The organism is Streptomyces spinoverrucosus, assembly GCF_015712165.1.
In the GTDB taxonomy this organism is placed as follows: Bacteria; Actinomycetota; Actinomycetes; order Streptomycetales; family Streptomycetaceae; genus Streptomyces; species Streptomyces spinoverrucosus_A.
In genome coordinates this window covers 4,889,235-4,913,775 of record NZ_JADPZX010000001.1, presented here as the reverse complement: position 1 = coordinate 4,913,775, position 24,541 = coordinate 4,889,235, and the positions used below count along the sequence as shown (strand labels likewise).

Below are 24,541 nucleotides of genomic sequence, written 5' to 3'. Positions count from 1 at the left end.
GTGGGATCCCGTACACCCCGCTGTGACTGCGGTCTCGGCGGCTGACGCATCTGCCATGAGCAAGGCAAACTGACAGGGTTGCTCAGGTTGTCTAGGGGGACGGCTATGGACGGGGTGCCGGCACAGAGGCGTCCGGGCGGTGCGCACGAGCCCGTCGCGCTGCGCTTCGGTGTGCTCGGACCGGTGCGTGCCTGGCGCGGTGACGAGCCGCTGGCCACGGGTTCCCCGCAGCAACGCGCCCTGCTGGCCGCGCTGCTGCTGCGCGAGGGCCGTACGGCGACCGCGGCGCAGCTGATCGACGCGCTGTGGGGCGAGGAGCCGCCGTCGCAGGCGCTCGCGGCGGTGCGGACGTATGCCTCGCGGCTGCGCAAGGCGCTGGACCCCGAGGTGCTGGTGAGTGAGTCGGGCGGCTACGCGATCCGGTCGGTCGGGGACGGCGCCCTGGACCTGGCGGTGGCGCAGGAGCTGGCGGCGGACGCCGAGAAGGCGCGGGCCGCCGGGGATCTCGGCCGGGCGCGGGAGCTGCTGGGGCGGGCGCTGGCCCTGTGGGACGGGGAGGCGCTGGCGGGGGTGCCGGGGCCGTACGCCGATACCCAGCGGGTACGGCTGGAGGAGTGGCGGCTGCAACTCCTGGAGTCTCGCCTGGACATGGACCTGGAGCAGGGCCGCCACGCGGAGGCGGTCTCCGAGCTGACCGCCCTGACGGCGGCGCACCCGCTCCGGGAGCGGCTGCGGGAGCTGCTGATGCTGGCGCTGTACCGGTCCGGCCGGCAGGCGGAGGCGCTGGCGGTGTACGCCGACACGCGGCGCCTGCTGGCGGACGAGCTGGGCGTGGACCCACGGCCGGGGCTGCGGGAGTTGCAGCAGCGGATCCTGACGGCGGACCCCGGGCTGGCGGAGCCGTCGGCGCCGGTCGCGGAACCGGCCGCGCCCCCGGTCCGCCCGGCACAACTCCCGGCGACCGTCCCCGACTTCACGGGCCGCGCGTCCTTCGTGGCCGAGCTGAGTGAGGTGCTGGCGTCGGCGGAGGGCCGGGTGATGGCCGTCTCGGCACTGGCCGGGATCGGCGGGGTCGGCAAGACGACGCTGGCGGTCCATGTCGCGCATCAGGCGCGGTCGGCGTTCCCGGACGGGCAGTTGTACGTCGATCTGCGGGGCGCCGGTCCGCGGGCGGCGGAGCCGGAGACGGTGCTGGGCTCGTTCCTGCGGGCCCTCGGCACGGCCGACTCGGCGATCCCGGACTCGCTTCAGGAGCGTGCGGCGCTGTACCGGTCGGTGCTGGACGGACGCCGGGTGCTGGTCCTGCTGGACAACGCCCGTGACGCCGCGCAGGTACGGCCGCTGCTGCCCGGGACGGAGGGGTGCGCGGCGCTCGTGACGTCCCGGGTGCGGATGGTGGACCTCGCCGGGGCGCACCTGGTCGACCTGGACGTGATGTCCCCGGACGAGGCACTGTCCCTGTTCACGAAGATCGTGGGCGAGGAGAGGGTGGCCGCCGAACGGGAGGCGGCGCTGGACGTGGTCGCGGCGTGCGGTTTCCTCCCGCTGGCGATCCGTATCGCCGCGTCCCGCCTGGCGGCCCGCCGCACCTGGACGGTCTCGGTGCTGGCGGCGAAGCTCGCGGACGAACGCCGCAGGCTGGACGAACTCCAGGCCGGCGACCTGGCGGTGAAGGCGACCTTCGAGCTCGGGTACGGCCAGCTGGAACCGGCCCAGGCCCGCGCGTTCCGCCTGCTGGGCCTTGCCGACGGGCCGGACATCTCGCTGGCGGGGGCGGCGGCGGTGCTGGACCTGGCCGTCGAGGACGCCGAGGACCTGCTGGAGTCGCTGGTCGACACCTCCCTGCTGGAATCGGCGGCGCCCGGCCGATACCGCTTCCATGATCTCGTCCGCCTCTACGCGCGCGCCTGCGCGGAACGCGACGAGCACCCGCCGAGCGAGCGGGACGCGGCGATGTCGCGGTTGCTGGACTTCTACCTGGCCACGGCGGCGGCCGTGTACGCGATCGAGCGGCCCGGGGACCGGCTGGTGGACCACCTCGCGGCCACGGACCGTCCCGGCCTCGCCTTCCCGGATCGCACCTTGGCCCGGGACTGGCTCTACACCGAGGCCAACTGCCTGCTGGCGTTCGCCCGGCAGTGCGCCGGCCTGCCGGGCAGCCTCCGCCGGGCCATCGACCTGCTGTGGGCCGCGCACGACCTGTCGGAGTCGGGCGCCAACTCCAGGGAGTACGAGGCCACCGCGAGGGCCCTGCTGGACGCCGCCCACGAGGTCGGCGTGGCGCGGGAGGAGGCGCGGGCCCTGATGACGCTGGCCCACGCGCACCTGGACGGCGGGCGGTTCGACATGGCCGACCGGGAGGCCGAGCAGGTCATTCGCCGGGCCCGCGAGGCGGCGGACCTGCTGCCGGTGTGCTGGGCCCACAACGCCCGCGGTGTCATCGCGCTGTACCAGAACCGCAACTCGGAGGGCGAGGAACACCTCTCCCGGGCCATCGAGCACTTCCGCACCCTCCGAGACCGGCCGGGCGAGGCCAGCGCACTGTGCAACCTCTCCCGGATCCACCTGGCGACCGGGCGTACGCAGAGCGCCGTCGCACTCGCCCAGGAGGGCATGGAGATCTACGACACCATGGGGAACTCCATGCGCGGCGCCAACGGCCGCTACGCCCTGGGAATGGCGCTCACGCAGAGCGGACAGCTCGACGCGGCGGCCGGCCGGCTCCTGGAGGCGCTGGAGGTCTTCCGCGACAGCCGTCAGCGACTGTGGGAGGGCATGACCCTCTTCCGCCTGGCCGAGGTCGACATCGCCGGGCGGCGCTTCCCGCAGGCCGCCGCGAACGCGGAGATGGCGCTGACCGTGCTGCGTGGCATCGGCGGGGACTGGCGCCGGGCCAACATCCTCACCGTCCTCGGCCATGCGCTGACCGGCATCGGCCACACGGGGCGCGCGCAGGTCTGCTGGCAGGAAGCCGTCCGCGTCTACGAGGAGTTGGACTCGCCGGAGGCCGCCGAGGTCCGCGCGCTGCTGACGCCCCTGCGAGCGGCCTGACCACGCGCCGCCGGGGTGTTCATCATTCGTTTATCGCCCCGCGCGATCCTTCTTCTGCGGCCGAACCGTCGCGTCGGGGGGCAGACGGGTCACCGCATCGGGTCGCCGGCCTACGAACTATGGTGAGCGGCTCGAACGCCCGTCTCGGTCACCCTCGGGGGAGTGACCGGGCGGGCCCTCAAGTCACGGCCCAACACTCCAAGTGGGGAGCGAACGATCATGAGCGACGAGACCGTCGTCAAGCCGCAGGACATCCACGCCACCTCCGAGCCCGCCGCGGCCGACGACGCGTCGGAGAACGAGGGCGGTGCGACGACCCAGGGGGACATCCACGCCACGGACGAGCCCCTGGAGACGAAGGACATCCACGCGACGTCGGAGCCCCTCAAGCCGGCGAAGTAGACCTCCTCGCACGGGGATCGGCCGCGGCGGCGCGGAGGGGGAGCCGCCGCGGCCGAGGTGTTTCCAAGGTGCCTGGCGCAAACCGCAGTTGACGCTTATTCACGTCCGCCCCGGAGGTTCACGTTCCGATCGCCGACCCGATCCGAGTGTTCAGGGATCATTAGGGCTCGCGCGGTGTGAAGGCGCTGCGACCGTCCCGATCATCTTGTCATGAACCTGTTGCCCGACTGGCGGGCAGCAGCCTCATGGAGGTGTGGGAATGCGCCGCAGACTCGCCACCGCTCTTGCCACCACGACCCTCTCCCTGGCCACCGTCGTCGCCACCGCCTCGGCCGCCGGCGCCGCTCCGGCCGACAAGCCCCAGGTCCTCGCGAGCTGGACCCAGACCAGCGCGTCCAGCTACAACGCCTGGGCGGCCGCCCGTGCCAACCAGGGCGCCTGGGCGGCGTACGGCTTCGACTGGTCGACCGACTACTGCTCCTCCTCGCCGGACAACCCCTTCGGCTTCCCCTTCGCCAGTTCCTGCGCCCGGCACGACTTCGGCTACCGCAACTACAAGGCCGCGGGCTCCTTCGACGCCAACAAGGCCCGACTCGACAGCGCCTTCTACGAGGACCTGAAGCGGGTCTGCAACAACTACAGCGGCTCGACCAAGACCGCCTGCAACAGCACCGCCTGGACCTACTACCAGGCCGTCCGCGCCTTCGGCTGACCCCGGCCACCCGCAGTGGGGCGCCGAACGGACTCCGGCGCCCCACCCGCGCACACCGCGGCCGGTATGAAAATCACCGTCCCTCCACCCGCAGACCCCCGTTCTCCCCCCGGTCACCCCGGCGTCGCACCGCACCGCCACGCTCAGGTGTCATGGCAACCGACCGGAGCACGCCGGCGGCTCCCGGACTGGCGTACGCGTTCTGGCAGATGGTCCCGCTCGCGGCGCTGTTCGTCGTGTTCCTGGACACGGCCACCGACTTCTTCCCCGACGACCCGCTCGTGGGCGTCGTCACCCCGACCCGGTTGGCGCTCCTGGCGGGGCTGCTCGCGATCGTCGTACCGGTGCGGGGACGGCACCGGACCCGGCTGAGGGACTTCCGCACCCGGCTCGACCTGCCGATCGCGCTGCTGCTCGGCGCCGTCGTGATGACGACGTTCCTCGGCGGGCATCCGACCGCGCCCCTGCGCGGCCTGCTCACCGTCATCGCCGGCTACTACCTCGTCGTCGGCCTGCGCCGCACCCAGCCCGAGTCCTGGCGCGCGGTCGGGCTGCTCGCCCTGGTCGGTATCGCCGCCGCCGGCACCTCCGCGTTCTCGCAGTTCACCAACGAGACCCCGACCGGCTTCTGCCGCACCGGCCTCCTCACCGACATCTCCTGCGACTCGGACAGTTCCGCCGTCCTGATCCGCGCGATCGGCACCTTCGCCAACCCCAACCTGCTCGCCGCGTTCCTCGTCCTGCTGCTGCCGTTCGTGCTGCTCGCCTCGGTCTCGGTGGACGAACGCACGGCCCGTACGGTGATCGTGCTGATCGGAGTCGTCGGGTACGGCGCCCTGCTCACCACCTTCTCCCGCGCCGGGTACGTCGCCGGAGCCGCCGGCCTCCTCGTCCTCGGCGGCGCCTACTGGCTCGCGCCCCGCCTCGCCGACCGTGCCCAGCGCCGGATCACCGCCACCCTCGGGTTCCTCGCGCTCGGCGGCGCGGCCGCCGCGATCTGGGCCGCGTCGCAGGCCGGGAACTCGCTCGGCGTGCGCGGGCAGGCCTGGAACGCGGCGCTCGACATCGCCGTCAACAACCCGCTCGGCGTCGGCCTCGGCCGCTCCGGCGCCGTCATATCCGCGACCGCGCCCGGCGAACGCGTCTTCGTGCACGCCCACAACATGTGGCTGAACTGGCTCGTCGAGACCGGCCCCCTCGGTCTCCTCGCCCTCCTCTCCATCACCCTGATCACCTGGTCCTCGGCCGCCCGCGCCGCCCGCGCCAAGTCGGCGATCGGCACGGTGGGGCTCGCCTCGCTGACCGGCTTCTTCATGATCGGGATGATGGACCACCCGGCCAACCTGGACCGGATCGACATGCTCTTCTGGCTGATCCTGGCGATGGTGATGGCGGAGGCCCCGGCCGGCTGGCGCAACAAGGGCGACTCCACCGCCGCACCCAAGCCCCAGCCGCGCCAGCCGAGGCACGGGGCGCAGCCGCACCGGACGACCATTCCGTCCCAGCCATCCCCTTCGGCTGCCGCCGTCCAGGAAGCCGCGGGTCGCGTCCGGTCGGCGTGAGGCGCCGGGAGCCTGGCTGCCATCGCGGTATCCGGCTCGCGGGGTTCAGCGCAAGGCAGGGTGCGCGTCCGGCCGGGGCCTCACATGGGACCGGCCCTGCCCCTACTCTGGCAGTGACGAAGCTGCTAGGAGGGGCAAGGCCGTTATGTCTCAAGCTGCTACTCCTGACCCGTACGCCGATCCGCTGAAGTTCGGCCAGCGTGTGCAGGTCCTCCGCGAGCGCCGGGGGATGACCCAGTCGCAGGTCGCCGATTTGCTCGGTATGTCACCGCACACGTTGCGCAAGATTGAGAATGGACAGCAAAAGGCACCCGGTCTTGAGACGGTGTTGCGCATCGCCGAGGTGCTCAGAGTTCGCAACCTTGCCGACTTGACGGGGCGGCCGGACACCCACGTTGACCTGTTCATCGGCCCCGGCCACCCGCGGCTCGCCGCTGTGAAGGCCGCCATCGACACCTTCCCCCTCGTCTCTGGAGTTGAGCCGCCGCCCGTGGCACACCTCGAAGCCCGGCTGCACGCCGCGTGGAAGGCGCGGCACGCCTCGAAGAACCATCGCGAGGCGATCGGCAAGCTTCTGCCCGACCTGATCCGGGACGCCCAAGCTCTCGTACGGCACGCCGACAGTGCCGTCGAGCGGCGCGAGGCGCAGTCCTTCCTGGCCCAGACCTACTCGCTGTCGCAGTTCTTCATCGCTTACCAGCCCGACAGCTCGTTGCTCTGGAGGGTCGCCGAACGCGGCATGATCGCCGCCCAGGAGAGCGAGGACCCCCACGCCATCGGCGTCGCGTCCTGGCTCCTGGCCCAAGCCCACCGCGACAGCGGGAGCCGGCACTACGACGCGGCCGACGCCGTCAACCTCGAAGCGGTCCGCTTGCTCGAACCCCTCCTTCCGGACGCCTCGGACGATGTCCTCGCCATCGCCGGCGCCCTGGAGTTCGAGCTCGGCTACACGGCTGCCCGTCGCCGGGAGACCGGTACGGCGTGGCGGCACTGGGACAAGGCGAACAATATGGCCGGAAGGCTTCCGGCCGACTACTACCACCCGGTCACCAGCTTCAGCCGGGCCGTGATGGGCGCTCACGCGCTGACCGTGGCCGTCGAACTGCACCAGGGCGGCGAGTCCGTGCGGCAAGCCGCCAAGGCAGACCGGAGCGTCATCAAGTCCCGCCCGCGGCGCGCCCGGCATCGCATCGAGGAAGCCAGGGGCTACCAACTCGACAACCAGCCGGACGTCGCCATCGCGTCACTGGAGAAGGCGTACGAGGCCGCGCCCGAGACGATCCGCTACAACGGCTACGCCCGAACGATCCTCTTGGAGGAGGTCGAGTCGACGCAGGCTCCCCGTCGTCACCGGGCCGCCGAATTGGCGGAGAAGGTCGGCCTCCTCGCTGCCTGAGGGTAGCGACCGGATTACGGTCGGCGGTTCCGCAGGGCCGCTCCTACGGTCGAAACGTCAGACCCCGGTGAGGTGGTGAGACCTCCCGGGGCGTGGCCAACGTTACGTAGGAGCGTCGACAGTGCCATCTGTACCACGGGCCCTCGAACGGCTGAGAAGTCGCGTGTTCGGGCGGCGTGCGCCTCGTAGGCGCACGCCCACCACCACGGTTCACACAGTCCCACCCCGTTGCCCGTCCCCGGAGATGTGGGGCGCCATCCTCGCGGGGGCGCGCCGACGCTCGCTGCCCCGGCCCGGGGAGGCACAGTGGCGATGAAGGCGTACATGCCAAAGCTGCACGAGACCGTCGAGGACACCGGCAATCGGCGGATCGGCAAGGTGATGGGCTTTCAGGGCCCGTACGTGCAGCTGCGGCCCGTCGGCGGCGGTCGGGAGTGGGACGCCAGCCCGGAGAACCTGAAGCCGGTCCCGGCCGGAGACGCGCTCAGCGAAGGTGTCGCGGCCGCCAACGCCCGGTCCAGAGGGGAGCTGCCGTGACAGTGACTACCGACCTTGCGACCATGCGCGCTGCGGTCCAACGGGTGCTCGCGCGGGGAGCCGCGCCGCTGTCCGACGAGGCACTGGAGGCGCTGCGGCTCCAGCTGCGCGGGCACATCCAGCTGCTCGGCCCCGAAGTCGAGCGGGCGGCCCGCCGCCTTCCCAGCGGAGACATCCGACGCGAGTGCGCTCTGACCGTGGCCGGGGAGGCGCGCATGCGGCTCCGACTGGGACCGGGGGACACCCTCTACGTCCGCTACGCGGTCGTACAAATGCTCGCCCGCTCGGTCAGTGCCCTGTGCGACCACCACGAGAAGCTACGAGACGGGACCGGATGATGACGACCACGCGCCCCCTCCCGGACACGGCGGCGTTGTCCGCCGAGTGCACCCTCGCGAAGCGGCCGGGCTACCAGGACCTGCACGGCGAGTGCCGCCAGACCCGCGACATCCCGCTGCCGCACGCCACAAGAGCCCTGCTCCAGCGCCGATGCGGCTGCGCCTGCCACGCCTGGACCGGTGGCGCCCCGTGACCGCCATCGTCGGCCTACTGCTGTCGGTGGGCGCCTGGTCCGTCACCCTGTAGCTCCCTCCCTGCGGCAAGGCGGCCTTCGCCCCAGGAGCCGCCACACGATCGGCCCCATTCGTCTGCTCCCCCGTGGCGGATGGGCGGGGCCCTCACCCGGCACGCCCACAGAATTCGGAGGGCGCCGACGCCGCTAACCCCCCACCCGCAACCTCCCCTTCACCACCTTCCCGCTCGCATTCCGCGGCAACTCCCCCACGAACTCCACCACCCGCGGCACCTTGTAGTTCGCCATCTCCCGTCGCGCCCACGCGATCAGATCGTCCCCCGTCAGCACGGCCCCGGCCCGCCGCACCACATACGCCTTCCCGACCTCCCCCAGCCGGGCGTCGGGGACGCCGATCACCGCCACGTCCGCCACATCCGGATGCAGGCCCAGCAACTGCTCGATCTCCGCCGGGTACGCGTTGAAGCCGCCGACGATGAACATGTCCTTGATGCGGTCCGTGATGCGGAGGTTGCCGGAGTCGTCCATGACTCCGACGTCCCCCGTGCGCAGCCAGCCGTCGGCCGTCATGACCTCCTCCGTGGCCGACTGGTCCTCGTAGTAGCCCCGCATGACGTTGAAGCCCCGGACCAGCACCTCGCCGGGGGTGCCGAGCGGTGCGTCGACGCGTACCTCCGTGCCGGGGATCGCGCGCCCGGACGTCGCGGAGATCACCGACGGGTCGTCGCCCCGGCGGCACATCGTCACGATGCCGCTCGCCTCCGACAGGCCGTACGCCGTCAGGACCGTCTCCACGCCCAGTTCCCCGCGCAGCCGTTCCACCAGCCGCAACGGCACGACCGCCGCGCCCGTCACCACCAGCCGCAGCGCGGAGAGGTCGTGCGCGTGACGGGAGGGGTGGTCGAGGAGGGACTGGAGGAGGGTCGGCGGGCCCGGGAGGACCGAGACGCGTTCCGCCGCGATGTTCGCCAGTGCCGTACCGACGTTGAAGACCGGCTGCGGGATCATCGTCGCGCCCCGCATCAGGCAGGCCAGGACGCCCGCCTTGTAGCCGAAGGTGTGGAAGAACGGGTTGACGATGAGATAGCGGTCGCCCTGGCGCAGGCCGGCCAGGTCGCCCCAGATGTCGTACGCCCGCAGCGACTGCGCGTGCGTGATCACCGCGCCCTTGGGACGGCCCGTCGTGCCGGAGGTGAAGATGATGTCCGAGGGGGAGGAACCGGGTGTCGCCGAGGCCCGGTTCCAGACCTCGGCCGCACCGATCCCCTCCCCCTCCGCCAGGAAGTCCTTCCAGGTGCGGAAGTCCGGCGGGGCGTCCTCCGCCAGGACGACCACCAGCTCGGGGAGTTCCCCCGGTTGCGCCGCCCGGCGCAGCGACGCCACGTACGACGTCCCCAGGAACGTTCCCGTCACGAACAGCAGCCGCACCCCGCTCCTGCGCAGCACGTCCAGCGCCTCCGCACCCTTGAAGCGGGTGTTCAGCGGCACCAGGACCCCGCCCGCCGACACCGCGCCCAGCGCGGAGACGATCCAGTCGAGGGAGTTGGGGGCCCAGACGGCCACCCGGTCGCCGGGGCGCAGGCCGTGGGCGAGGCAGGCGGCCGCCGCTCGTTCGACTCGGGCGCCCAGTTCGGCGTACGAGATCCGACTGCGGCCCTCCACCACCGCCTCGACGTCCGCGTACCGCTCGGCGGCCCATCGGACCAGGCCCGGAATGCTCCCCCACTCCCCGCCCCGCTCCACATCTGCGCGCACAACAGCCTCCCGACCGACGGCAGTTAGCTGACTGTCCGTCAGATTAGCTGTAGTCTGACGGGCTGTCAGCAATCCCGTGCAGCGCGTGGAGGTGCGCAGAGACATGGCAGGCCTCAAGGACGCCACCGCGATCGTCGGCATCGGCCGGACCGCCTTCGCCAAGCACCTCCCGGACGACGAACGGACCCTCGCCTGCCGAGCCGTCCTCGCCGCCCTGGACGACGCCGGGATCGCGCCCGGCGAGGTCGACGCGCTGGCCTCGTACACCATGGAGGAGACCGACGAGGTCGAGCTGTCGAAGGCCGTCGGGTTCGGTGACCTCACCTTCTTCAGCAAGGTCGGGTACGGGGGCGGGGGTTCGTGCGCGACCGTGGCGCATCTCGCCGCCGCGATAGCCGCCGGGCAGGCGAGCGTGGGCGTGGCCTGGCGGTCGCGGAAGCGGGGCAGCGGGCCCCGGCCGTGGACCAACACCGCCGTGCAGCTGCCCACGCCGGGCCAGTGGACGCGGCCCTTCGGGCTGCTGCGGCCGGCGGACGAGATCGCCATGCTCACGCGGCGCTACATGCACGAGTACGGGGCCACCCGGGACCATCTGTTCAACGTGGCCCTCGCCTGCCGCAACCGGGCCAACCAGAACCCCGCCGCGATCATGTACGACCGCCCCCTCACCCGCGAGATGTACATGACCTCGCGCTGGATCAGCGAACCCCTCTGCCTCTTCGACAACTGCCTGGAGTCGGACGGCGCGTTGGCCTGTGTCGTCGTCTCACGCGAGCGGGCCCGGGACTGCCGGCAGCGGCCGGTGTACGTGCACTCCGCCGCGCAGGGGCTGCCCGCCCAGCACCACGGCATGGTCAACTACTGGAACGACGACCCGCTCACCGGGCCCGCCTGGACCGCCGCCCGGCATCTGTGGAAGCACGCCGACTTCACTCCACAGGATGTGGACGTGGCGCAGATCTACGACGCGTTCACGCCGCTCATCCCGCTGTCCCTGGAGGGATACGGGTTCTGCGGGCGAGGGGAGGGTGGGGCGTTCACCGAGGGCGGCGCGCTGGAGATCGGCGGGCGGCTTCCGCTCAACACCGCCGGTGGCGGGCTGAGCGAGGCGTACGTCCACGGGTTCAACCTCATCACCGAGGGCGTGCGGCAACTGCGCGGGACCAGCACCGCCCAGGTGCCGGGCGCCGCGACCTGTCTGGTCACCGCCGGTGAAGGGGTCCCCACGTCCGCGCTGCTGCTGAGGAGTTGAGGAGCGACCATGCTGAGTCCCGTCGTCGATCCCGAGGGCGCCCCCTTCTGGCGGTACGCCGCCCAGGGCGAGCTGCGTGTCCAGGCGTGCGCCGACTGCGGCGAACCCCGCTTTCCGCCCCGCCCCTGCTGTCCGCACTGCCAGTCCTTCGCGACCGAGTGGCGCCGGATGTCCGGGCTCGGGCGCGTCTGGTCGTACGTCGTCCCCCATCCGCCCCTGCTGCCCGACTACGCCGAGCAGGCGCCGTACAACGTGATCGTCGTGGAGCTGGCGGAGGCGCCGAGGATACGGCTCGTCGGCAACCTCGTCGCCCGTCCCGGCGCGCGCCTCGACTCCCTGCCGCCGGACCGGGTCCGGATCGGCGCGAAGGTGCGCGTCGTCTTCACCGACGACGGGATGCCGCAGTGGGTGTACGCGTGAGCGGCCTCCGCGTCAGCGTCGACAAGGACACCGGCGTCGCCGTCGTCACCCTCGACCGGCCCGCGCGGCTCAACGCCGTCGACCTCGAACTGGCCGGCGAACTCGCCACCACCTGGCGGGAGTTCCGCTACGACGACTCCGTTCGGGCCGTCGTCCTCACCGGCGCCGGGGAGCGGGCCTTCTGCACCGGCATCGACCGGGACGTCTCCGTGCCCCAGCCGGGATCGCCGTACATGCAGGACGATCCGCTGCTCAAGGTCGGGCCGAAGGCGAACGACCTGTGGAAGCCGGTCGTCGCGGCCGTGGCCGGGATGGCCTGCGGCGGGGCCTTCTATCTGCTCGGGGAGGCGGAGTTCGTGGTGGCGGACGAGACGGCCACCTTCTTCGACCCGCACACCACGTACGGGATGGTCAGCGCGTACGAGTCGATGCTGATGGCGCAGCGGATGCCGTACGGGGAGGCCGCCCGGATCGCGCTGATGGGGACGGCGGAACGGATCTCGGCGCGGCGGGCGTACGAGGTGGGGCTGGTGTCCGAAGTCACCCCGGTCGGCGAGGCGTTGGCTTCGGCCAGCCGCTGCGCCACGGTGCTCGCCGGGTACCCTCCCGAGGCCGTGCAAGGGACCGTGCGGGCCCTGTGGGCGGGCCGGGAGGCGGCCCTGTCGGCGGCGTACGCGCAGGCACCCGCACTCATCGCGCTGGGGAATCTGCCGGCCGGGCGGCAGGCGGAGCTGTTCGCCGCCCGGCGAAACGGTGGGCACCGCGTCCGATGACGGGTCCCCCTCCGGGGGCGCGGTCGCGGCACTGGTCACCGCGTGGCGACCGGCGCGCACCCGCTGTAGCGTCATGGGTGAGCACGGTGAAGACCGGGCTCGCCCGAGCGACGGCCGCCGTCTGGAAACCCCTTCCGTGCGCCCGGTACGACGGCCGTCCCGTGGCGCGGGCGCTCAGGCGGTGCGGGCCGTGCCCGTGCCCTTCTCCGCGTCGAGGGCGTACACACAGCGGTCCTTGCTGCACGCGTACACGATCCCGTCCTTGACGACCGGGGAGCCGGTGATCTCGCCGCCGGTGGCGAGTTTCCAGCGCAGCCGGCCGTCGTCGGCCTTGAGCGTGTACAGCAGGTGGTCGGTGGCGCCGAAGTGGATACGGCCCTCGGCGACCGAGGGGGCGCCCACGACGTCGCCGCCCGCCTGGAAGCGCCACTTGGGCGTGCCGGTGACCGCGTCCAGCGTGTAGAGGCCGGTGCCGCTTCCGACGTGGACGTGACCGGCGGCGACCAGGACCGGATCCACGGACGTGCGGGCCTCGGTGGCGATGCGCCAGCGGTCGCGGCCGTCGGTGGCGTCCAGGGCGTACACCGTGCCGAGGTAGTCGGCGAGGTAGATGCCGCCACCGGTGACGGCGGGGCCGGGCGCGAAGGTGGGCGGGGAGAGGAAGACGGCCGGCGCCTCGAAGTGCCAGCGGACGTGGCCCGCTTGGATGTCGACGGCGAGGACGCGGGTGCCCGCGGTGATGTACACGTAGCCGTCGGGGGCGGGCGCGACGCGGACCGGGACGCCGCCGCAGGAGGCCGCGTCGCCGATCGGGTACGACCAGCGCTCGTCGCCGGTGCGGGCGTCCAGGGCGCGCAGGCGGGCGTCCTGCCAGACGTACACGGTGCCGTCGTGCAGGGCGGGGCCGGCCTCGGGGGACTCGAAGTCGCTCTGGCAGCCGGTGATCTCCCACAGCTTGCGGCCGCTGCCGGCCTCCCAGGCCTGGACGCCGCCGCCGCGGGTGCCGGTGACGACGGTGCCGCGCTCGGCCTTCAGGGAGTACACCCAGGCGTCCGTGGACAGCCGCCACAGGTCGCTGCCCTCGCGGGCGTCCAGGGCGAACAGGGTGGGGCCGTCGGAGGCGTGGATCCGCCCGTCCGCGACCGCCATCGACCAGGCCACGTCCCGGGTCTTGAAGCGGCGTCGGCCGGTGGCCACGTCGAGGGCGTGCACCTCGAAGGAGGTGACGTAGACGAGGTCGTCGGCGACGGCCGGCGTGCCCCAGACGTCGTTGGACATCCGGAACCGCCACGGCCGCCAGCCCGCCGGGCTCTCCGGGAGCGCCTGGGGCGGCGGCGTGGGTACGGCCGGCTCGGCGCCGTTGACGCCGGGGCGCGGCTTGGCCCAGGAGGCGACCAGGCCCGCCTCGGGCGGGGGCGCCTTGACGGCGGCGGCGCGGGCGTCGGCGACGCGCGGGCCGGGGCCGATGGGCACGGCGGCGCCGGCCAGCCGGACCGGGCCGCTGTCGGGGGCGCCGACCGGTGCGGGCACCGGCGGGGCGGAGACGGGCGGCGCCGGGACGGCGGGGTCGTGCGAGGGCGGTGGCGGCACGGCGGGCGGGCGGCCGGAGCCGCGGCTCGCGCCGGACGCGGGCTTGGCGGCGGGGCGGCCGCCGCGGCGGGCCTCGATGAGGGCGACCGCCTTCTCGGGCAGCCACGCCGACGCCGTACCGCTGTCGTCGGAGCCGGAGCCGAACAGGTGCGGGGCGAGCTGGGCCTGGAGGTCGGCGGGGTTGGGGCGGGCGGTCGGGTCCATCTGCATACAGGACTCGATGAGCGGGCGCAGCTCGTCCGGGAGCCCTTCGAGGTCCGGGCCTTCTCTGAGCAGCATGAAGACCGTCTCGACCGGGTTGGCGCCGTGGAAGGGCGGGTGGCCGGTGGCGGCGAACACCAGCATCGAGCCGAGCGAGAAGACATCGCTCGCGCCGGTCACGCTGCGCGAGTCCTTCGCCTGCTCGGGCGACATGTAGGCGGGGGTGCCGACGGCCACGTTCGTCATGGTCAGACGGGTGTTCGAGACGCCGGAGGCGATACCGAAGTCGATCACCCGGGGGCCGTCCTCGACGACGAGGACGTTGGAGGGCTTGAGGTCACGGTGGACCAGCCCGGCGCCGTGGATCGACTGGAGCGCCTCCGCGACGCCCGCGGCCAGCCAGCGCACCGCCTGGGCCGGGAGCGGCCCGCAGTCGTTCACTATCTCCTCGAGCGAGGGCGCGGGGACGTACGCGGTCGCCAGCCACGGCACGGCGGCGCGCGGGTCGGCGTCGACCACGGCCGCCGTGTAGAAGCCGGAGACCGCGCGGGCCGCCTCGACCTCGCGCGTGAAGCGGACGCGGAACAGCTGGTCCTCGGCGAGCTCCGTGCGCACGGTCTTGATCGCCACGCGCCGGCCGGACGCCGAGCGCGCGAGATAGACCAGCCCCATGCCGCCGGCACCCAGCCGTCCCAGCACCTCGAACGGCCCGATCCGCCGCGGATCGTGCTGCGTCAGCTGATCCACCACTTGCCTGCCACCTCCCCGTACGAGCCGCGTCACCCACATATGTACGCGACCCCGTGCAGCGTCTCACCACCGCACCGCCGTGGCGGCACGCACCCCGATTCTTCCTGTCCCGGCCACAGGTTGCGAACCCGGTGATATATCGGGTGTCTCACCCCATAACCGGACAAGTGCAGGCGCATCCCCGGACAAGTGGTGGCGCAAAGCCCGCCGAGTCACGCCGGATCGGCGGTGGGTCAGCGCTGGAGCACCGCGAACGACGCGCCCTGGTCGTCCGTGGCCACCCCCACCGTGCCGTACGAGGTGTCGAAAGGTCCCGCCTGGATCCGGCCGCCCAGCCGGATCACCTCGGTGAGCGCGGCCTCGCAGTCCGCCACCCCGAAGTGGACGACGAAGTGCGGCGGCATCTCGGCCGGGAAGACCTCGGTGAGCGGCGCGCGGCCGAAGTCGGGCTCGGCGTCCGGCCCGAACAGGGCGTCGTGGAAGAGATCGCCGTAGAAGGTGTTGGCGGCGTCGGTGTCGCGGGCGTACAGCTCCGCCCAGACGAAGGCGCCGGGCTCGTGCCGCACGCCGAAGCCGGTGTGCGTTCCCGGCTGCCACAGGCCGAACACCGCGCCCTCGGGGTCGGTGGCCAGCGCGGCGACGCCCAGCTCGCCGACCGGCATCGGCGCGGTGACCACCTGGCCGCCGGCCGCCCGGATCCGCCCGGTGAGCACCTCGGCGTCCGGCGTCGCGAAGTACACCGTCCAGACAGTGGGCAGCCGGCCGTCCGCCTTCTGCGCGAGCGCGGCGACGGGCTCGCCCTCGCGGTGGGCCCACACGGTTCCGCCGTACGACGGCTGGAAGGACCACCCGAAGAGCTCACCGTAGAACCGCTTGCCCGCCTCGACGTCGGCGAGCTGCGCGTCCACCCAGCACGGGACACCCTCGGGGTACGCCGCTTCGCGAGCAGATGTGCTGTTTTCGGCCATGCCGCCAAAGTAACGGCGCCGCCGACACCCCGCTCACCGGCCACACCGCGCTCCGTTCCCCCGTGCACCCCATTTGCAGTCGGCCGAATCGCGCTCCCATCACCCCTCGGTAAGCTGACGGCATGACAGGACAAGTGCGTACCGTCGACGGCCGCGTGGCCGGTCGGCGCGGGCAGGCGACGCGGCAGAAGCTGCTCGACTGCCTCAGCGAGATGCTCAGCTCCTCTCCCTACCGGGACGTCAAGGTCATCGATGTCGCCCGGAAGGCGGGCACTTCGCCGGCGACCTTCTACCAGTACTTCCCGGACGTCGAGGGCGCCGTCCTGGAGATCGCCGAGCAAATGGCCGCCGAGGGCGCCGGATTGACGGAACTGCTCGAAGGCCGCACCTGGACCGGCAAGGCCGGCTGGCAGACCGCCCAGGAACTCGTCGACGGCTTCCTGGAGTTCTGGCGCAAGAACGACGCGATTCTGCGCGTCGTCGATCTCGGCGCCGCCGAGGGGGACAAGCGGTTCTACAAGATCCGCATGAAGATCCTCAACTCCGTGAACAACTCCCTGGTGGACGCCGTCACCGAACTCCAGTCCAAAGGCCGCGTCGACAAGGACGTGAACCCGGCGGCGATCGCCGGTTCCCTGGTCGCGATGCTCGCGGCGGTGGCCTCGCACCAGAAGGGCTTCCAGAGCTGGGGCGTCAAGCAGGCCGAACTCAAGCCGAATCTCGCCTTGTTGGTGCACCTGGGCATCACCGGAAAGAAGCCGACCAAGTAACCGCGAGCACCCCTTTCCCCCTTTCCCCTTTTCTCCCATCCCCTTCCTTTCCCTTCCTTTCCCTCCAAGTCCTGTCAGGCAGGCGGCGGTCCACCGGAGCGGGCCACGCCTGTCACGCATCACGCCGGCAACGGCCGGTCCTTGACCACGTGCTTCATCACCAGCGTCGACGTCAGCCGCTGCACCCCCGGCAGCGTCGCCAGCCGCTCGTCGTACAGCCGCTGGAACGCGGCGAGGTCCGCGGTGGCCACCCGCAGCAGATAGTCCGGCTCCCCGAACAGCCGCTGCGCGTCCAGCACGTGCTCCACCTCGCTGACCGCCTTCTCGAACTCGGCGACCGTGTCCCGGTCCTCCTGCCGCATGGACACGAAGACCAGCGCCTCGAAGGTCAGCCCCACGGCCCCCGGATCGACCACGGCCCGGTACCCGCTGATCGCCCCCGACCGCTCCAGCTCCCGCAGCCGCCGATGGCACGGCGAGACACTCAGCCGCACCCGCGCGGCCAGCTCGGTCACGGTCAGCCGCCCGTCCTGCTGAAGCTCCGCAAGAATCTTCCGGTCCATGTCGTCCATGAGCAAGATTCTCCCCCATTTCGCGCCGATCAGGGGGAAACTTCGGGAACACTTTCGGGCGCTTCCCGCCTAATCTCCCCAGCATGGACTCCGCAACCCTGATCTCCTTCCTCGCCCTCGACCTGCTGCTGGTGTGCGTACCGGGCGCGGACTGGGCGTATGTGATCTCGGCCGGTCTGCGCGACCGCTCGCCGGTCACGGCGGTGGCGGGCCTGGTCAGCGGCTACGCGCTGCACACGCTGCTCGCGGCGGCGGGCCTGGCGGTCCTGGTGGCGGGGTCGCCGGTCCTGCTCACGGCACTGACGGTGGTCGGAGCGGCGTATCTGGCGTGGCTGGGGTGGGGCGTGCTGCGCCGCCCGGGCACGCCTGAGGCCGGGGACGCCCCGGTGGCCGGTGGCCGGGTGTTCCTGCGCGGCGCGATGATCAGCGGGCTCAACCCCAAGGGGCTGCTGCTCTACCTCTCGGTCCTCCCGCAGTTCCTCGCACTGGGCCCCGGGCACCTGCCGGTCCCGGCCCAGACCGCCGCCCTCGGGCTACTGCACATGGCGTGCTGTGCCGTGGTCTACCTCGGCGTCGGGCTCGCGGCACGCGCGGTGCTGGGGGCGCGCCCGGCGGCGGCGCGGGCGGTGGCCCGCACGTCCGGGGCGGCGATGCTGGGGATCGGGGCGTTTCTCCTCGTACAGCGGCTGGCGACGCTGTAGAGGTCAGCGCCGGACAAGTCTGAACAGCCGGATCTCCCGCTCCACCCGCCGCTGATACGTCGCGTACGGCGGCCAGAACGCCAGCACCGCCCGCCAGGCCCTCGCCCGTTCCACGTCCGTCAGAAGCGTGGCGGTGACCGGTATGTCCTGGCCCCGCCAGCTGATCTCGGCCTCCGGGTGGGCGAGCAGGTTGTGGGTCCAGGCGGGGTGATCCGTCCGGCCGAAGTTGGAACCGACCAGGATCCAGCTCCGCCCGCCCTCCTCCGGCATACAGGCCAGCGGCGTACGGCGCCGCCGCCCGCTCCGCGCGCCGGTGGCGGTCAGGATCACGCCCGGCAGCAGGACCGCGCTGAGCAGCACCTTTCCTCGGGTGAGGCGGTGGACGGCCCGGTCGAGGGCGGGCACGACGTACGGCGCCGCCTTCGCGAAGCCCCTGGTCGAGGAGACCTTCTGGACGATCCCGGCGACACCCATCAGACGGCCACCTCCACCCGCTCGAACAGCCGCGCCGCCTCGGCGGCATGCGCGCGCAGCCGGTGCACCGGCCCGAACAGCAGCTCGTCGCCGGCCGCGCGCTTGAAGTACAGGTGGGCGTCGTGCTCCCAGGTGAATCCGAGGCCGCCGTGCAGTTGAATCCCCTCGGCGGCGGCGGTCCGCAGCGCCTCCAGCGCCTGGGCGAGCGCGAGCCCGCCGACCTGTTCGCCGTGGACGGTCGCCCAGGCCGCGTAGTACGCCGCCGAGCGCGCCGCCTGCACCTGCACGTACACGTCGGCCAGCCGGTGCTTGACGGCCTGGAAGGAGCCGATGGGCCGCCCGAACTGCTCGCGCTGCCCGACGTGTTCGACGGTCCGCTCCAGGACACGGTCGGCGGCGCCGACGGCCTCGGCGGCAAGGACGGCCGCGGCGGTGTCGCCGAGGGCGGCGAGTGCGGCAAGGGCCGAAGACTGCTCGACGCCCAGCAACTCGGCTTCCGTATCTCGCAGTTGGATCCGCGCCCGTGGCCGGGTCGCGTCGAGGGCGGTCTGCCGTACGCGGGTCAGTCCGGCGGCATCCCCGGGTACGAGGAACAGCAGCGTCCGCGACCGGGCGAACCCCCCGGTGTGCGCGGCGACCACCAGCAGCCCGGCGCTGTGGCCGTCCAGCACCTGGTCGACCTCCCCGTACAGCCGCCAGCCACCGTCCGCCCGTCGCGCCTGCACGCCACCCGCCCGGCCGCCACCGGCCCAGTCGCCCGCGTTGTCGCCGGTCAGCGCGAGGGCGGTGGCGAGGCGGGGGCCGGGGACGGCGAGGGCGGCGGTGAGGTCGCCGGAGGTGATGCGCGGGAGCAGCTCGGCGCGCTGGGCGTCGGTGCCGAGCGCGTGGAGGAGGGGCGCGGCGAGGACGGCGGTGGCGGTCAAGGGCGACGGGGCCAGTGCGCGGCCCGTCTCCTCGGCGGCGAGGGCGAGTTCGGTCGCCGAGCAGCCGACACCGCCGTACGCCTCGGGGAGGGCGAGCCCGGGCAGGCCGAGCTGTTCGGCGAGGGCGGTCCAGAGGGCGGGGTCGTGTCCGGCCGGGGTGTCGAGGGCGGCGCGGAGCCGCTCGGGGGTGCAGCGGCGGCGGAGCAGTTCACGGAGGGTGCGGCGGATCTCGTCCTGCTCGGGGGTGAAGCCGGCGTCCATGAACGACCTCCTTGATCTGACGGCCTGTCATATTAGGCCGACGGCAGCCAACCGCCCAGACCTGTTTCTGATGTACCGTCAGAAACATGGCTGCTGCTACCCGGAAAGTCGCCGTGGTGGGCGTGTCCCTGTCCGACTGCGGCCGTGTCGACGAGGCAACCCCGTACACCCTGCACGCCCAGGCGGCCCGCCGGGCCCTCGCGGACGCCGGGCTGGACCGGACGGTCGTCGACGGCTTCGCCTCGGCCGGCACGGGTGTCCTGGCGCCGGTGGAGGTGGCCGAGTACCTGGGCCTGCGCCCCACCTGGGTCGACTCCACGTCGGTCGGCGGTTCGACGTGGGAGGTGATGGCGGCGCACGCGGCGGACGCGATCGCGGCCGGGCACGCGCGGGCGGTGCTGCTGGTGTACGGCTCGACGGCCCGCGCGGACGTGAAGGCCGGGCGGCGCACCGGAAACCTCTCCTTCGGCGCGCGCGGCCCGCTGCAGTTCGAGGTGCCGTACGGCCACACCCTGATCGCCAAGTACGCGATGGCGGCCCGCCGTCACATGATCGAGTACGGAACGACGATCGAGCAGCTGGCGGACGTGGCGGTGCAGGCGCGGGCGAACGCGGCGCTGAACCCGCGGGCCATGTTCCGCACGCCGATCACCGTCGACGACGTCCTGGCCGGCCCGATGATCGCGGACCCCTTCACCAAACTGCACTGCTGCATCCGCTCCGACGGCGGCGCGGCGGTCCTGCTGGCCGCGGAGGACGTCGCACGGGACTGCCGTACCGCTCCGGTGTGGATCCTCGGCACCGGCGAGCACGTCTCGCACTCCGCGATGTCCGAGTGGCCGGACTTCACCCGGTCCCCGGCGGCGGTGAGCGGGCGGCTGGCGTTCGAGCGGGCCGGGGTGCGGCCGGCGGAGATCGACTTCGCCGAGATCTACGACGCCTTCACGTACATGACGCTGGTGACGCTGGAGGACCTGGGCTTCTGCGGGAAGGGCGAGGGCGGCGCGTTCGTCGAGAAGGGGCGGCTCAGGGTCGAGGGCGGGGAGCTGCCGGTGAACACCGACGGGGGCGGTCTGTCGGCCCAGCATCCCGGGATGCGGGGACTGTTCCTGCTGGTGGAGGCGGTGCGGCAGGTGCGCGGGGAGGCGGGGGCGCGGCAGGTGCGCCGGGCAGACGGGGGGCTGCCGCGGCTGGGGGTGGCGTCGGGGACGGGGGGCTGGTTCTGCTCTTCGGGGACGGTGGTGCTGGGTCGCTGACGGAACATCGGCTTCTCCCGTGGTGTTCTGGTGGTCACAGGCTGTTCGACGACGACGCCGCTGGAGGCGATCCGTATGGCACTGACCCGCGAAGAGCGCGAGCAGTTCCTGGCCGAGCCGCACATCGCCGCCCTGGCGGTGGCCGCGGAGGAGGGCCGGGCACCGCTCAGCGTGCCGATCTGGTACCAGTACGAGCCCGGCGGCGACGCGTGGATCCTGACGGGCCAGGACTCCCGCAAGCACCAGCTGATCAGCGCGGCCGGACGCTTCACGCTGATGGTCGACCGGGTGGAGCCCACCGTCCGCTACGTGTCGGTCGAGGGGCCGGTCGTGGACACCGTCCCCGCCACCGAGGAGAAGCTGCGCGAGATCTCGACGCGTTATCTCCCGGCCGAGAAGGTCGACGAGTACGTCGACTTCTCACTGAAGAACCACGGCGAGATGGTCGTCATCCGGATGCGGCCGGAGCGGTGGGTGTCGTCGGACCTCGGGTCGGTGTAGCCCGCCGGGGCCGATACTCGAGGGCATGGAACCGGATCTTCACGAGCTGCTGAAGTCGCTGCGGGTGTGGGACCCGCAGGTCACCGACCTCCCCGCCTTCGACCCGGCCGCCGCGCCCGCGGCCCCGCTGCCGCTGTTCGCCACCTGGTTCGCGGAGGCGGTGGCGGCGGGGCAACCGGAGCCGCACACGATGTCCCTGGCCACGTCGGACGAGATGGGCCTGCCCGACGTACGGACGGTGATGCTGCACGGCGCGGAGGCGGACTGCTGGTCCTTCGCCACGCACGCGACCAGCCGCAAGGGCCGACAGCTCGCCACGCGGCCGTACGCCGCACTGGGCTTCTACTGGCACGTCCAGGGCCGCCAGATCCGCGTCCGCGGCCCGGTCACGACCGCCCCGCCCGCCGAGAGCCTGGCCGACCTGCACGCCCGCTCGACCGGCGCGCTGGCCGCCGCGCTGACCGGACGGCAGAGCGAGCCGCTGGACTCCCTGGAGGACCTCGCGCGGGCGTCGGAGGCGTCTTGGGCCCGCGCCCAGGAGGACCCTCAGGCCCCGTCCCCGACCTGGACGCTGTACCGGCTGCGCCCGGACGAGGTGGAGTTCTTCCAGGGTGACGAGCGGCGGCGGCATGTGCGGCTCCGCTACGTCAGCAGTGGTGAGGGGTGGGCCAGGCAGTTGCTCTGGCCCTGATCCCCCCGCCCTACCTGCCTTCGAAGGCGTACGCCGCGAACTCCGCCACCGGCTCGTACCCGATCCGCCGGTACAGCCCGTTGCTGGTGGGATTGCCCAGGTCGGTGAAGAGCAGTACCTCCTCGGCGCCCGCCGCCACCGCGGTGCGGCTCACCTCGGCCGTCACGGCACCGGCGTAGCCGCGTCGCCGGAAGGGAGCCGGGGTGTAGACGTGCGCCACCCGTACCTGACCGGCGATCTCGGGCGTCACGCAGGCCATGGCGACGGGGGTGCCGTCGGGCCTCTCCCAGAGGGTGACGCCGCCGTGGGCGACGCGGGCGTCGGCCCACGCGGCCGGGTCCCGGGCCGGGGTCCCGCCCACGTCCTCGGTGAACTCGACGTACCAGCGGGCGAGTTGTTCCCGGTCCCGCTCGTCTGCCACCCTCGCCCGGCCGGGCGGGGCGGGCTCCGGGACCGTCAGCGTGCCGAGCCGGTAGAGCAGCTGGCGTTGGAGGAGTGCCGAGGCGGCGCCCGTGTGCCGGCGCCAGGCCTCGGCGAAGGCGGCGGCGGTGTCGCGGTCACCGGCGACGCCGGGAAGCCGCTCCGACCGGGCCGTCAGGTGGGCGGCGAGGGCGTCGGCCTCGTCGGGGGCGAGGGCGGTGAGGTACAGGCCGTGCGGGGGCGTACGGAAGCAGACCGCTCGGACGGCTCCGGCACGCTCCAGGAAGCCGAACACCGGGGCCTTGTCCCCGTACATGTGGAGTCCACGCCTGCGCAGCTCGTCGGTCACGCTGAGGGGGACGGTGTGCCGGGCGGGGCGGGAGCGCAGGAAGGGGCCGGCGTGGGTGAGGAAGGCGTCGAGGTCCTCGGTGAGGATCCAGGTGGCGGCGCCGGGCGCGGCCCCGTCGTCGCCGGATGCGGGCCTCATGGCTCGACCACCACCGCACCGGCCTCCGGGTCGGTCGCCAGGCGGGCGTGCAGGTGGACGTCCCGGAAGGCGTCGCGGCGGTCCGCCTCCCACATCGCGCCGCGCAGGGTCCCCTCGTACGGGAAGCCGCAGCGGTCGGCTACGCGGCAGGAGGCGTCGTGGCCCACGGCGTGCCCGAGTTCCAGGCGGTGCAGGCCCAGGTCGGTGAGGGCCCAGCGGGCGGCGAGGGCCAGGGCGCGGGTGGCGGCGCGGTGGCCGCGGGCCTCGGGGAGGATCCAGTAGCCGACCCGGGCGATGCTCAAGACCTGGTCGATCTCGTTGATGCCGACGTGGCCGAGGGTCGTACCCGTCTCCGCGTCGGTTATCCGGAAGGACGCGCCCGTGCCGTCCACCGCCCTGTCGGCCTTGGCGCGCAGGGAGGCGCGGGCGGAGGCGAGGTCCGTGACCGGGGACAGGGGTGTGTTCCAGCGCCGGAACTCCGGGTCGGACAGGCCGCGCAGCCAGGTCGCGACGTCCGCGTCGGAGGCCGGATCCCAGGGGCGCAGGCGCAGCCCGTTGCCGTACAGCTCGGGATGGGGGTGGGCGAGGGACCGGGAGTTCATCAGGGCCATCACCCCATTCAAACCTGTCGGCCGCCGGGTTTCACCCCGAATTCGGCTCGACCCGGAACACCGGGACGCCCTCCCGGAAGTCGACCGCCAGTGGGGCCCCGGCCCGCAGCTCGCCCCCGCCCTCGCCCTCGCCCTCGTGTCCGATGATCTCCGTCATCATCCGCGGGCCCTCCGCGAGGTCGACGACCGCGGCGACGTACGGGGTGCGTTCGCCGAAGGGCGGGAGGTCGTTCCGGTGGACCACGGACCAGGTGTAGAGGGTGGCGCGGCCGCTCGCCTCCTCCCAGGTCACGTCCTCGCTCCAGCAGTGCGGGCAGAACTCGCGGGGGTAGTGATGCGCCCGGCCGCACGCCCCGCACCGCCGCACCAGCAGCCGACCGCGCGCGGCCGCGTCCCAGTACGTCCGCGTGAAGGCGTCCGTCTCCGGTACGTCGTACCGCGCACTCACAGGAACCACCCCAGTGCCCCGTCCAGTGACCACGCCTGCCAGGACATCCCGAAGAGCGCGACCGCGGAGATCAGCGCCATCATCAGGTTCTGCCCCTGCTCGGCCCAGTCGTGGATCATGAGGACGAAGTAGACGGCGTTCAGGAGCAGCCCGCCGACGAGGGCGATCGGGGTCAGGAAACCGGCGATCAGCCCCAGACCCAGGGCGAGTTCGGCGTACGCGACGACATACGCCATCACGCGCGGCCGGGGTGCGACCACCGCCCGGAAGCCGGAACGCACCGTGTTCCAGCGGTGTTTGGCGGCCACGTCGGCGGCCCAGGCGATGCCGGAGCCCTCGAACCACGTCTTCTTGTCCTTGTGCCGCCAGCTCTCCAACCACCACAGCCCGAGCCCGATCCGCAGCACGGCCAGCCATTCGGCACCGGTGAGCCAGATCGTGTCCATGAATCTGACGGTACGTCAGATTGGGCGGGCGAGGAATACCTGTGCGGGCGCGGGTGAAGCTGTGCCTCCGCCGTGAAGC

General features: G+C 72.7%; 26 protein-coding genes. 16 read left to right on the top strand and 10 right to left on the bottom strand.

Going from position 1 to position 24,541, the window contains the following annotated elements:
- The first annotated feature begins 105 nt into the window (after window positions 1–105).
- The 8 genes from I2W78_RS22340 (at window position 106) to I2W78_RS22305 (ending at window position 8,192) form a co-directional block, all read left to right on the top strand.
- A complete protein-coding gene (locus I2W78_RS22340; RefSeq protein ID WP_196462046.1) occupies window positions 106–3,051 on the top strand; it encodes an AfsR/SARP family transcriptional regulator in 2,946 nt (981 codons plus the stop codon).
- A 219-nt stretch (window positions 3,052–3,270) separates the two neighbouring features.
- Window positions 3,271–3,453: a hypothetical protein gene (locus I2W78_RS22335; RefSeq protein ID WP_196462045.1), complete on the top strand. Its 183-nt coding sequence runs from the start codon at window positions 3,271–3,273 to the stop codon at window positions 3,451–3,453.
- Between the two features lie 259 nt (window positions 3,454–3,712).
- Window positions 3,713–4,165 carry a phospholipase gene (locus I2W78_RS22330; protein ID WP_196462044.1) on the top strand — a complete coding sequence of 151 codons (453 nt, stop codon included), beginning with the start codon at window positions 3,713–3,715 and terminating at the stop codon, window positions 4,163–4,165.
- Window positions 4,166–4,317: 152 nt separating this feature from the next.
- A complete protein-coding gene (locus I2W78_RS22325) occupies window positions 4,318–5,727 on the top strand; it encodes an O-antigen ligase family protein (protein ID WP_196462043.1) in 1,410 nt (469 codons plus the stop codon).
- Window positions 5,728–5,872: 145 nt separating this feature from the next.
- A complete protein-coding gene (locus I2W78_RS22320) occupies window positions 5,873–7,123 on the top strand; it encodes a helix-turn-helix domain-containing protein (protein WP_196462042.1) in 1,251 nt (416 codons plus the stop codon).
- Window positions 7,124–7,447: 324 nt separating this feature from the next.
- Window positions 7,448–7,660, top strand: coding sequence for a hypothetical protein (locus tag I2W78_RS22315; protein ID WP_230885551.1), 213 nt, complete (start codon window positions 7,448–7,450; stop codon window positions 7,658–7,660).
- Window positions 7,661–7,683: 23 nt separating this feature from the next.
- Window positions 7,684–7,998: a DUF6415 family natural product biosynthesis protein gene (locus I2W78_RS22310; RefSeq protein WP_230885550.1), complete on the top strand. Its 315-nt coding sequence runs from the start codon at window positions 7,684–7,686 to the stop codon at window positions 7,996–7,998.
- Window positions 7,995–8,192 carry a hypothetical protein gene (locus tag I2W78_RS22305; RefSeq protein ID WP_230885549.1) on the top strand — a complete coding sequence of 66 codons (198 nt, stop codon included), beginning with the start codon at window positions 7,995–7,997 and terminating at the stop codon, window positions 8,190–8,192. The genes I2W78_RS22310 and I2W78_RS22305 overlap by 4 nt, the downstream gene beginning before the upstream one ends.
- A 186-nt stretch (window positions 8,193–8,378) precedes the next feature.
- Here I2W78_RS22305 and I2W78_RS22300 read toward each other — a convergent pair whose 3' ends face one another.
- On the bottom strand, window positions 8,379–9,947 hold the full coding sequence (locus I2W78_RS22300; protein ID WP_307783736.1) for a FadD3 family acyl-CoA ligase: 1,569 nt from the start codon (window positions 9,945–9,947) through the stop codon (window positions 8,379–8,381).
- A 103-nt stretch (window positions 9,948–10,050) separates the two neighbouring features.
- Between I2W78_RS22300 and I2W78_RS22295 the strand changes: the two genes are divergently transcribed.
- Genes I2W78_RS22295 through I2W78_RS22285 form a run of 3 tightly spaced genes read left to right on the top strand, consistent with a single transcriptional unit; the run spans window position 10,051 to window position 12,392 of the window.
- Window positions 10,051–11,199 carry a lipid-transfer protein gene (locus tag I2W78_RS22295; RefSeq protein WP_196462038.1) on the top strand — a complete coding sequence of 383 codons (1,149 nt, stop codon included), beginning with the start codon at window positions 10,051–10,053 and terminating at the stop codon, window positions 11,197–11,199.
- A 9-nt stretch (window positions 11,200–11,208) separates the two neighbouring features.
- Window positions 11,209–11,619 carry a Zn-ribbon domain-containing OB-fold protein gene (locus I2W78_RS22290; protein ID WP_196462037.1) on the top strand — a complete coding sequence of 137 codons (411 nt, stop codon included), beginning with the start codon at window positions 11,209–11,211 and terminating at the stop codon, window positions 11,617–11,619.
- Window positions 11,616–12,392: an enoyl-CoA hydratase/isomerase family protein gene (locus I2W78_RS22285; protein WP_307783735.1), complete on the top strand. Its 777-nt coding sequence runs from the start codon at window positions 11,616–11,618 to the stop codon at window positions 12,390–12,392. The genes I2W78_RS22290 and I2W78_RS22285 overlap by 4 nt, the downstream gene beginning before the upstream one ends.
- A 174-nt stretch (window positions 12,393–12,566) precedes the next feature.
- On the opposite strand, the gene I2W78_RS22280 is transcribed toward I2W78_RS22285, so the two are convergent.
- Together I2W78_RS22280 and I2W78_RS22275 are read right to left on the bottom strand one after the other, a co-directional pair.
- The gene (locus I2W78_RS22280) at window positions 12,567–14,933 is read right to left on the bottom strand and encodes an outer membrane protein assembly factor BamB family protein (protein WP_196462035.1); all 2,367 of its coding nucleotides are present in this window, start codon (window positions 14,931–14,933) and stop codon (window positions 12,567–12,569) included.
- 233 nt (window positions 14,934–15,166) lie between these two features.
- Window positions 15,167–15,901 (bottom strand): VOC family protein, encoded by a 735-nt coding sequence (locus I2W78_RS22275; protein WP_196462034.1) that lies wholly within the window; start codon window positions 15,899–15,901, stop codon window positions 15,167–15,169.
- 134 nt (window positions 15,902–16,035) lie between these two features.
- Between I2W78_RS22275 and I2W78_RS22270 the strand changes: the two genes are divergently transcribed.
- Window positions 16,036–16,671, top strand: coding sequence for a TetR family transcriptional regulator (locus tag I2W78_RS22270; RefSeq protein WP_196464673.1), 636 nt, complete (start codon window positions 16,036–16,038; stop codon window positions 16,669–16,671).
- Window positions 16,672–16,790: 119 nt separating this feature from the next.
- On the opposite strand, the gene I2W78_RS22265 is transcribed toward I2W78_RS22270, so the two are convergent.
- Window positions 16,791–17,243: an Lrp/AsnC family transcriptional regulator gene (locus tag I2W78_RS22265; RefSeq protein ID WP_196462033.1), complete on the bottom strand. Its 453-nt coding sequence runs from the start codon at window positions 17,241–17,243 to the stop codon at window positions 16,791–16,793.
- Between the two features lie 83 nt (window positions 17,244–17,326).
- Between I2W78_RS22265 and I2W78_RS22260 the strand changes: the two genes are divergently transcribed.
- The gene (locus I2W78_RS22260; protein WP_196462032.1) at window positions 17,327–17,944 is read left to right on the top strand and encodes a LysE family translocator; all 618 of its coding nucleotides are present in this window, start codon (window positions 17,327–17,329) and stop codon (window positions 17,942–17,944) included.
- Between the two features lie 3 nt (window positions 17,945–17,947).
- On the opposite strand, the gene I2W78_RS22255 is transcribed toward I2W78_RS22260, so the two are convergent.
- Both I2W78_RS22255 and I2W78_RS22250 read right to left on the bottom strand, forming a co-directional pair.
- Window positions 17,948–18,418 (bottom strand): nitroreductase/quinone reductase family protein, encoded by a 471-nt coding sequence (locus I2W78_RS22255; protein WP_196462031.1) that lies wholly within the window; start codon window positions 18,416–18,418, stop codon window positions 17,948–17,950.
- Window positions 18,418–19,602, bottom strand: a complete 1,185-nt coding sequence (locus tag I2W78_RS22250) for an acyl-CoA dehydrogenase family protein (RefSeq protein WP_196462030.1) — start codon at window positions 19,600–19,602, stop codon at window positions 18,418–18,420. The genes I2W78_RS22255 and I2W78_RS22250 overlap by 1 nt, the downstream gene beginning before the upstream one ends.
- An 86-nt stretch (window positions 19,603–19,688) precedes the next feature.
- Here I2W78_RS22250 and I2W78_RS22245 point away from each other — a divergent pair, with 86 nt between their 5' ends.
- From I2W78_RS22245 to I2W78_RS22235, 3 genes are all read left to right on the top strand, one after another.
- Window positions 19,689–20,858: a thiolase C-terminal domain-containing protein gene (locus I2W78_RS22245; protein WP_196462029.1), complete on the top strand. Its 1,170-nt coding sequence runs from the start codon at window positions 19,689–19,691 to the stop codon at window positions 20,856–20,858.
- 75 nt (window positions 20,859–20,933) lie between these two features.
- Window positions 20,934–21,359 carry a pyridoxamine 5'-phosphate oxidase family protein gene (locus I2W78_RS22240; protein ID WP_196462028.1) on the top strand — a complete coding sequence of 142 codons (426 nt, stop codon included), beginning with the start codon at window positions 20,934–20,936 and terminating at the stop codon, window positions 21,357–21,359.
- A 25-nt stretch (window positions 21,360–21,384) separates the two neighbouring features.
- A complete protein-coding gene (locus I2W78_RS22235; protein ID WP_196462027.1) occupies window positions 21,385–22,050 on the top strand; it encodes a pyridoxine/pyridoxamine 5'-phosphate oxidase in 666 nt (221 codons plus the stop codon).
- 10 nt (window positions 22,051–22,060) lie between these two features.
- Here the strand turns inward: I2W78_RS22235 and I2W78_RS22230 are convergent, their stop codons facing one another.
- From I2W78_RS22230 to I2W78_RS22215, 4 genes are read right to left on the bottom strand one after another with little or no spacing between them, the layout of a single operon-like run.
- Complete coding sequence (locus I2W78_RS22230; protein WP_196462026.1) at window positions 22,061–22,957, bottom strand: GNAT family N-acetyltransferase; 897 nt, start codon at window positions 22,955–22,957, stop codon at window positions 22,061–22,063.
- Window positions 22,954–23,568 (bottom strand): GNAT family N-acetyltransferase, encoded by a 615-nt coding sequence (locus I2W78_RS22225; RefSeq protein WP_196462025.1) that lies wholly within the window; start codon window positions 23,566–23,568, stop codon window positions 22,954–22,956. The genes I2W78_RS22230 and I2W78_RS22225 overlap by 4 nt, the downstream gene beginning before the upstream one ends.
- Before the next feature lie 31 nt (window positions 23,569–23,599).
- Window positions 23,600–24,016: a Zn-ribbon domain-containing OB-fold protein gene (locus I2W78_RS22220; RefSeq protein WP_196462024.1), complete on the bottom strand. Its 417-nt coding sequence runs from the start codon at window positions 24,014–24,016 to the stop codon at window positions 23,600–23,602.
- Window positions 24,013–24,462, bottom strand: coding sequence for a DoxX family membrane protein (locus I2W78_RS22215; protein WP_196462023.1), 450 nt, complete (start codon window positions 24,460–24,462; stop codon window positions 24,013–24,015). The genes I2W78_RS22220 and I2W78_RS22215 overlap by 4 nt, the downstream gene beginning before the upstream one ends.
- Between the last annotated feature and the right edge of the window lie 79 nt (window positions 24,463–24,541).

Excerpts from the sequence above, each read along its gene's own strand:
- I2W78_RS22290 (WP_196462037.1), top strand. The coding sequence starts at position 11,209 with ATGCTGAGTCCCGTCGTCGATCCCGAGGGCGCCCCCTTCTGGCGGTAC.
- I2W78_RS22315 (WP_230885551.1), top strand. The coding sequence starts at position 7,448 with ATGCCAAAGCTGCACGAGACCGTCGAGGACACCGGCAATCGGCGGATC.
- I2W78_RS22330 (WP_196462044.1), top strand. The coding sequence starts at position 3,713 with ATGCGCCGCAGACTCGCCACCGCTCTTGCCACCACGACCCTCTCCCTG.
- I2W78_RS22255 (WP_196462031.1), bottom strand. The coding sequence starts at position 18,418 with ATGGGTGTCGCCGGGATCGTCCAGAAGGTCTCCTCGACCAGGGGCTTC.
- I2W78_RS22310 (WP_230885550.1), top strand. The coding sequence starts at position 7,684 with ATGCGCGCTGCGGTCCAACGGGTGCTCGCGCGGGGAGCCGCGCCGCTG.
- I2W78_RS22240 (WP_196462028.1), top strand. The coding sequence starts at position 20,934 with ATGGCACTGACCCGCGAAGAGCGCGAGCAGTTCCTGGCCGAGCCGCAC.
- I2W78_RS22265 (WP_196462033.1), bottom strand. The coding sequence starts at position 17,243 with ATGGACGACATGGACCGGAAGATTCTTGCGGAGCTTCAGCAGGACGGG.
- I2W78_RS22235 (WP_196462027.1), top strand. The coding sequence starts at position 21,385 with ATGGAACCGGATCTTCACGAGCTGCTGAAGTCGCTGCGGGTGTGGGAC.
- I2W78_RS22215 (WP_196462023.1), bottom strand. The coding sequence starts at position 24,462 with ATGGACACGATCTGGCTCACCGGTGCCGAATGGCTGGCCGTGCTGCGG.
- I2W78_RS22325 (WP_196462043.1), top strand. The coding sequence starts at position 4,318 with ATGGCAACCGACCGGAGCACGCCGGCGGCTCCCGGACTGGCGTACGCG.
- I2W78_RS22295 (WP_196462038.1), top strand. The coding sequence starts at position 10,051 with ATGGCAGGCCTCAAGGACGCCACCGCGATCGTCGGCATCGGCCGGACC.
- I2W78_RS22230 (WP_196462026.1), bottom strand. The coding sequence starts at position 22,957 with ATGAGGCCCGCATCCGGCGACGACGGGGCCGCGCCCGGCGCCGCCACC.
- I2W78_RS22245 (WP_196462029.1), top strand. The coding sequence starts at position 19,689 with ATGGCTGCTGCTACCCGGAAAGTCGCCGTGGTGGGCGTGTCCCTGTCC.
- I2W78_RS22340 (WP_196462046.1), top strand. The coding sequence starts at position 106 with ATGGACGGGGTGCCGGCACAGAGGCGTCCGGGCGGTGCGCACGAGCCC.
- I2W78_RS22305 (WP_230885549.1), top strand. The coding sequence starts at position 7,995 with ATGATGACGACCACGCGCCCCCTCCCGGACACGGCGGCGTTGTCCGCC.
- I2W78_RS22260 (WP_196462032.1), top strand. The coding sequence starts at position 17,327 with ATGGACTCCGCAACCCTGATCTCCTTCCTCGCCCTCGACCTGCTGCTG.
- I2W78_RS22335 (WP_196462045.1), top strand. The coding sequence starts at position 3,271 with ATGAGCGACGAGACCGTCGTCAAGCCGCAGGACATCCACGCCACCTCC.
- I2W78_RS22225 (WP_196462025.1), bottom strand. The coding sequence starts at position 23,568 with ATGGCCCTGATGAACTCCCGGTCCCTCGCCCACCCCCATCCCGAGCTG.
- I2W78_RS22275 (WP_196462034.1), bottom strand. The coding sequence starts at position 15,901 with ATGGCCGAAAACAGCACATCTGCTCGCGAAGCGGCGTACCCCGAGGGT.
- I2W78_RS22250 (WP_196462030.1), bottom strand. The coding sequence starts at position 19,602 with ATGGACGCCGGCTTCACCCCCGAGCAGGACGAGATCCGCCGCACCCTC.
- I2W78_RS22320 (WP_196462042.1), top strand. The coding sequence starts at position 5,873 with ATGTCTCAAGCTGCTACTCCTGACCCGTACGCCGATCCGCTGAAGTTC.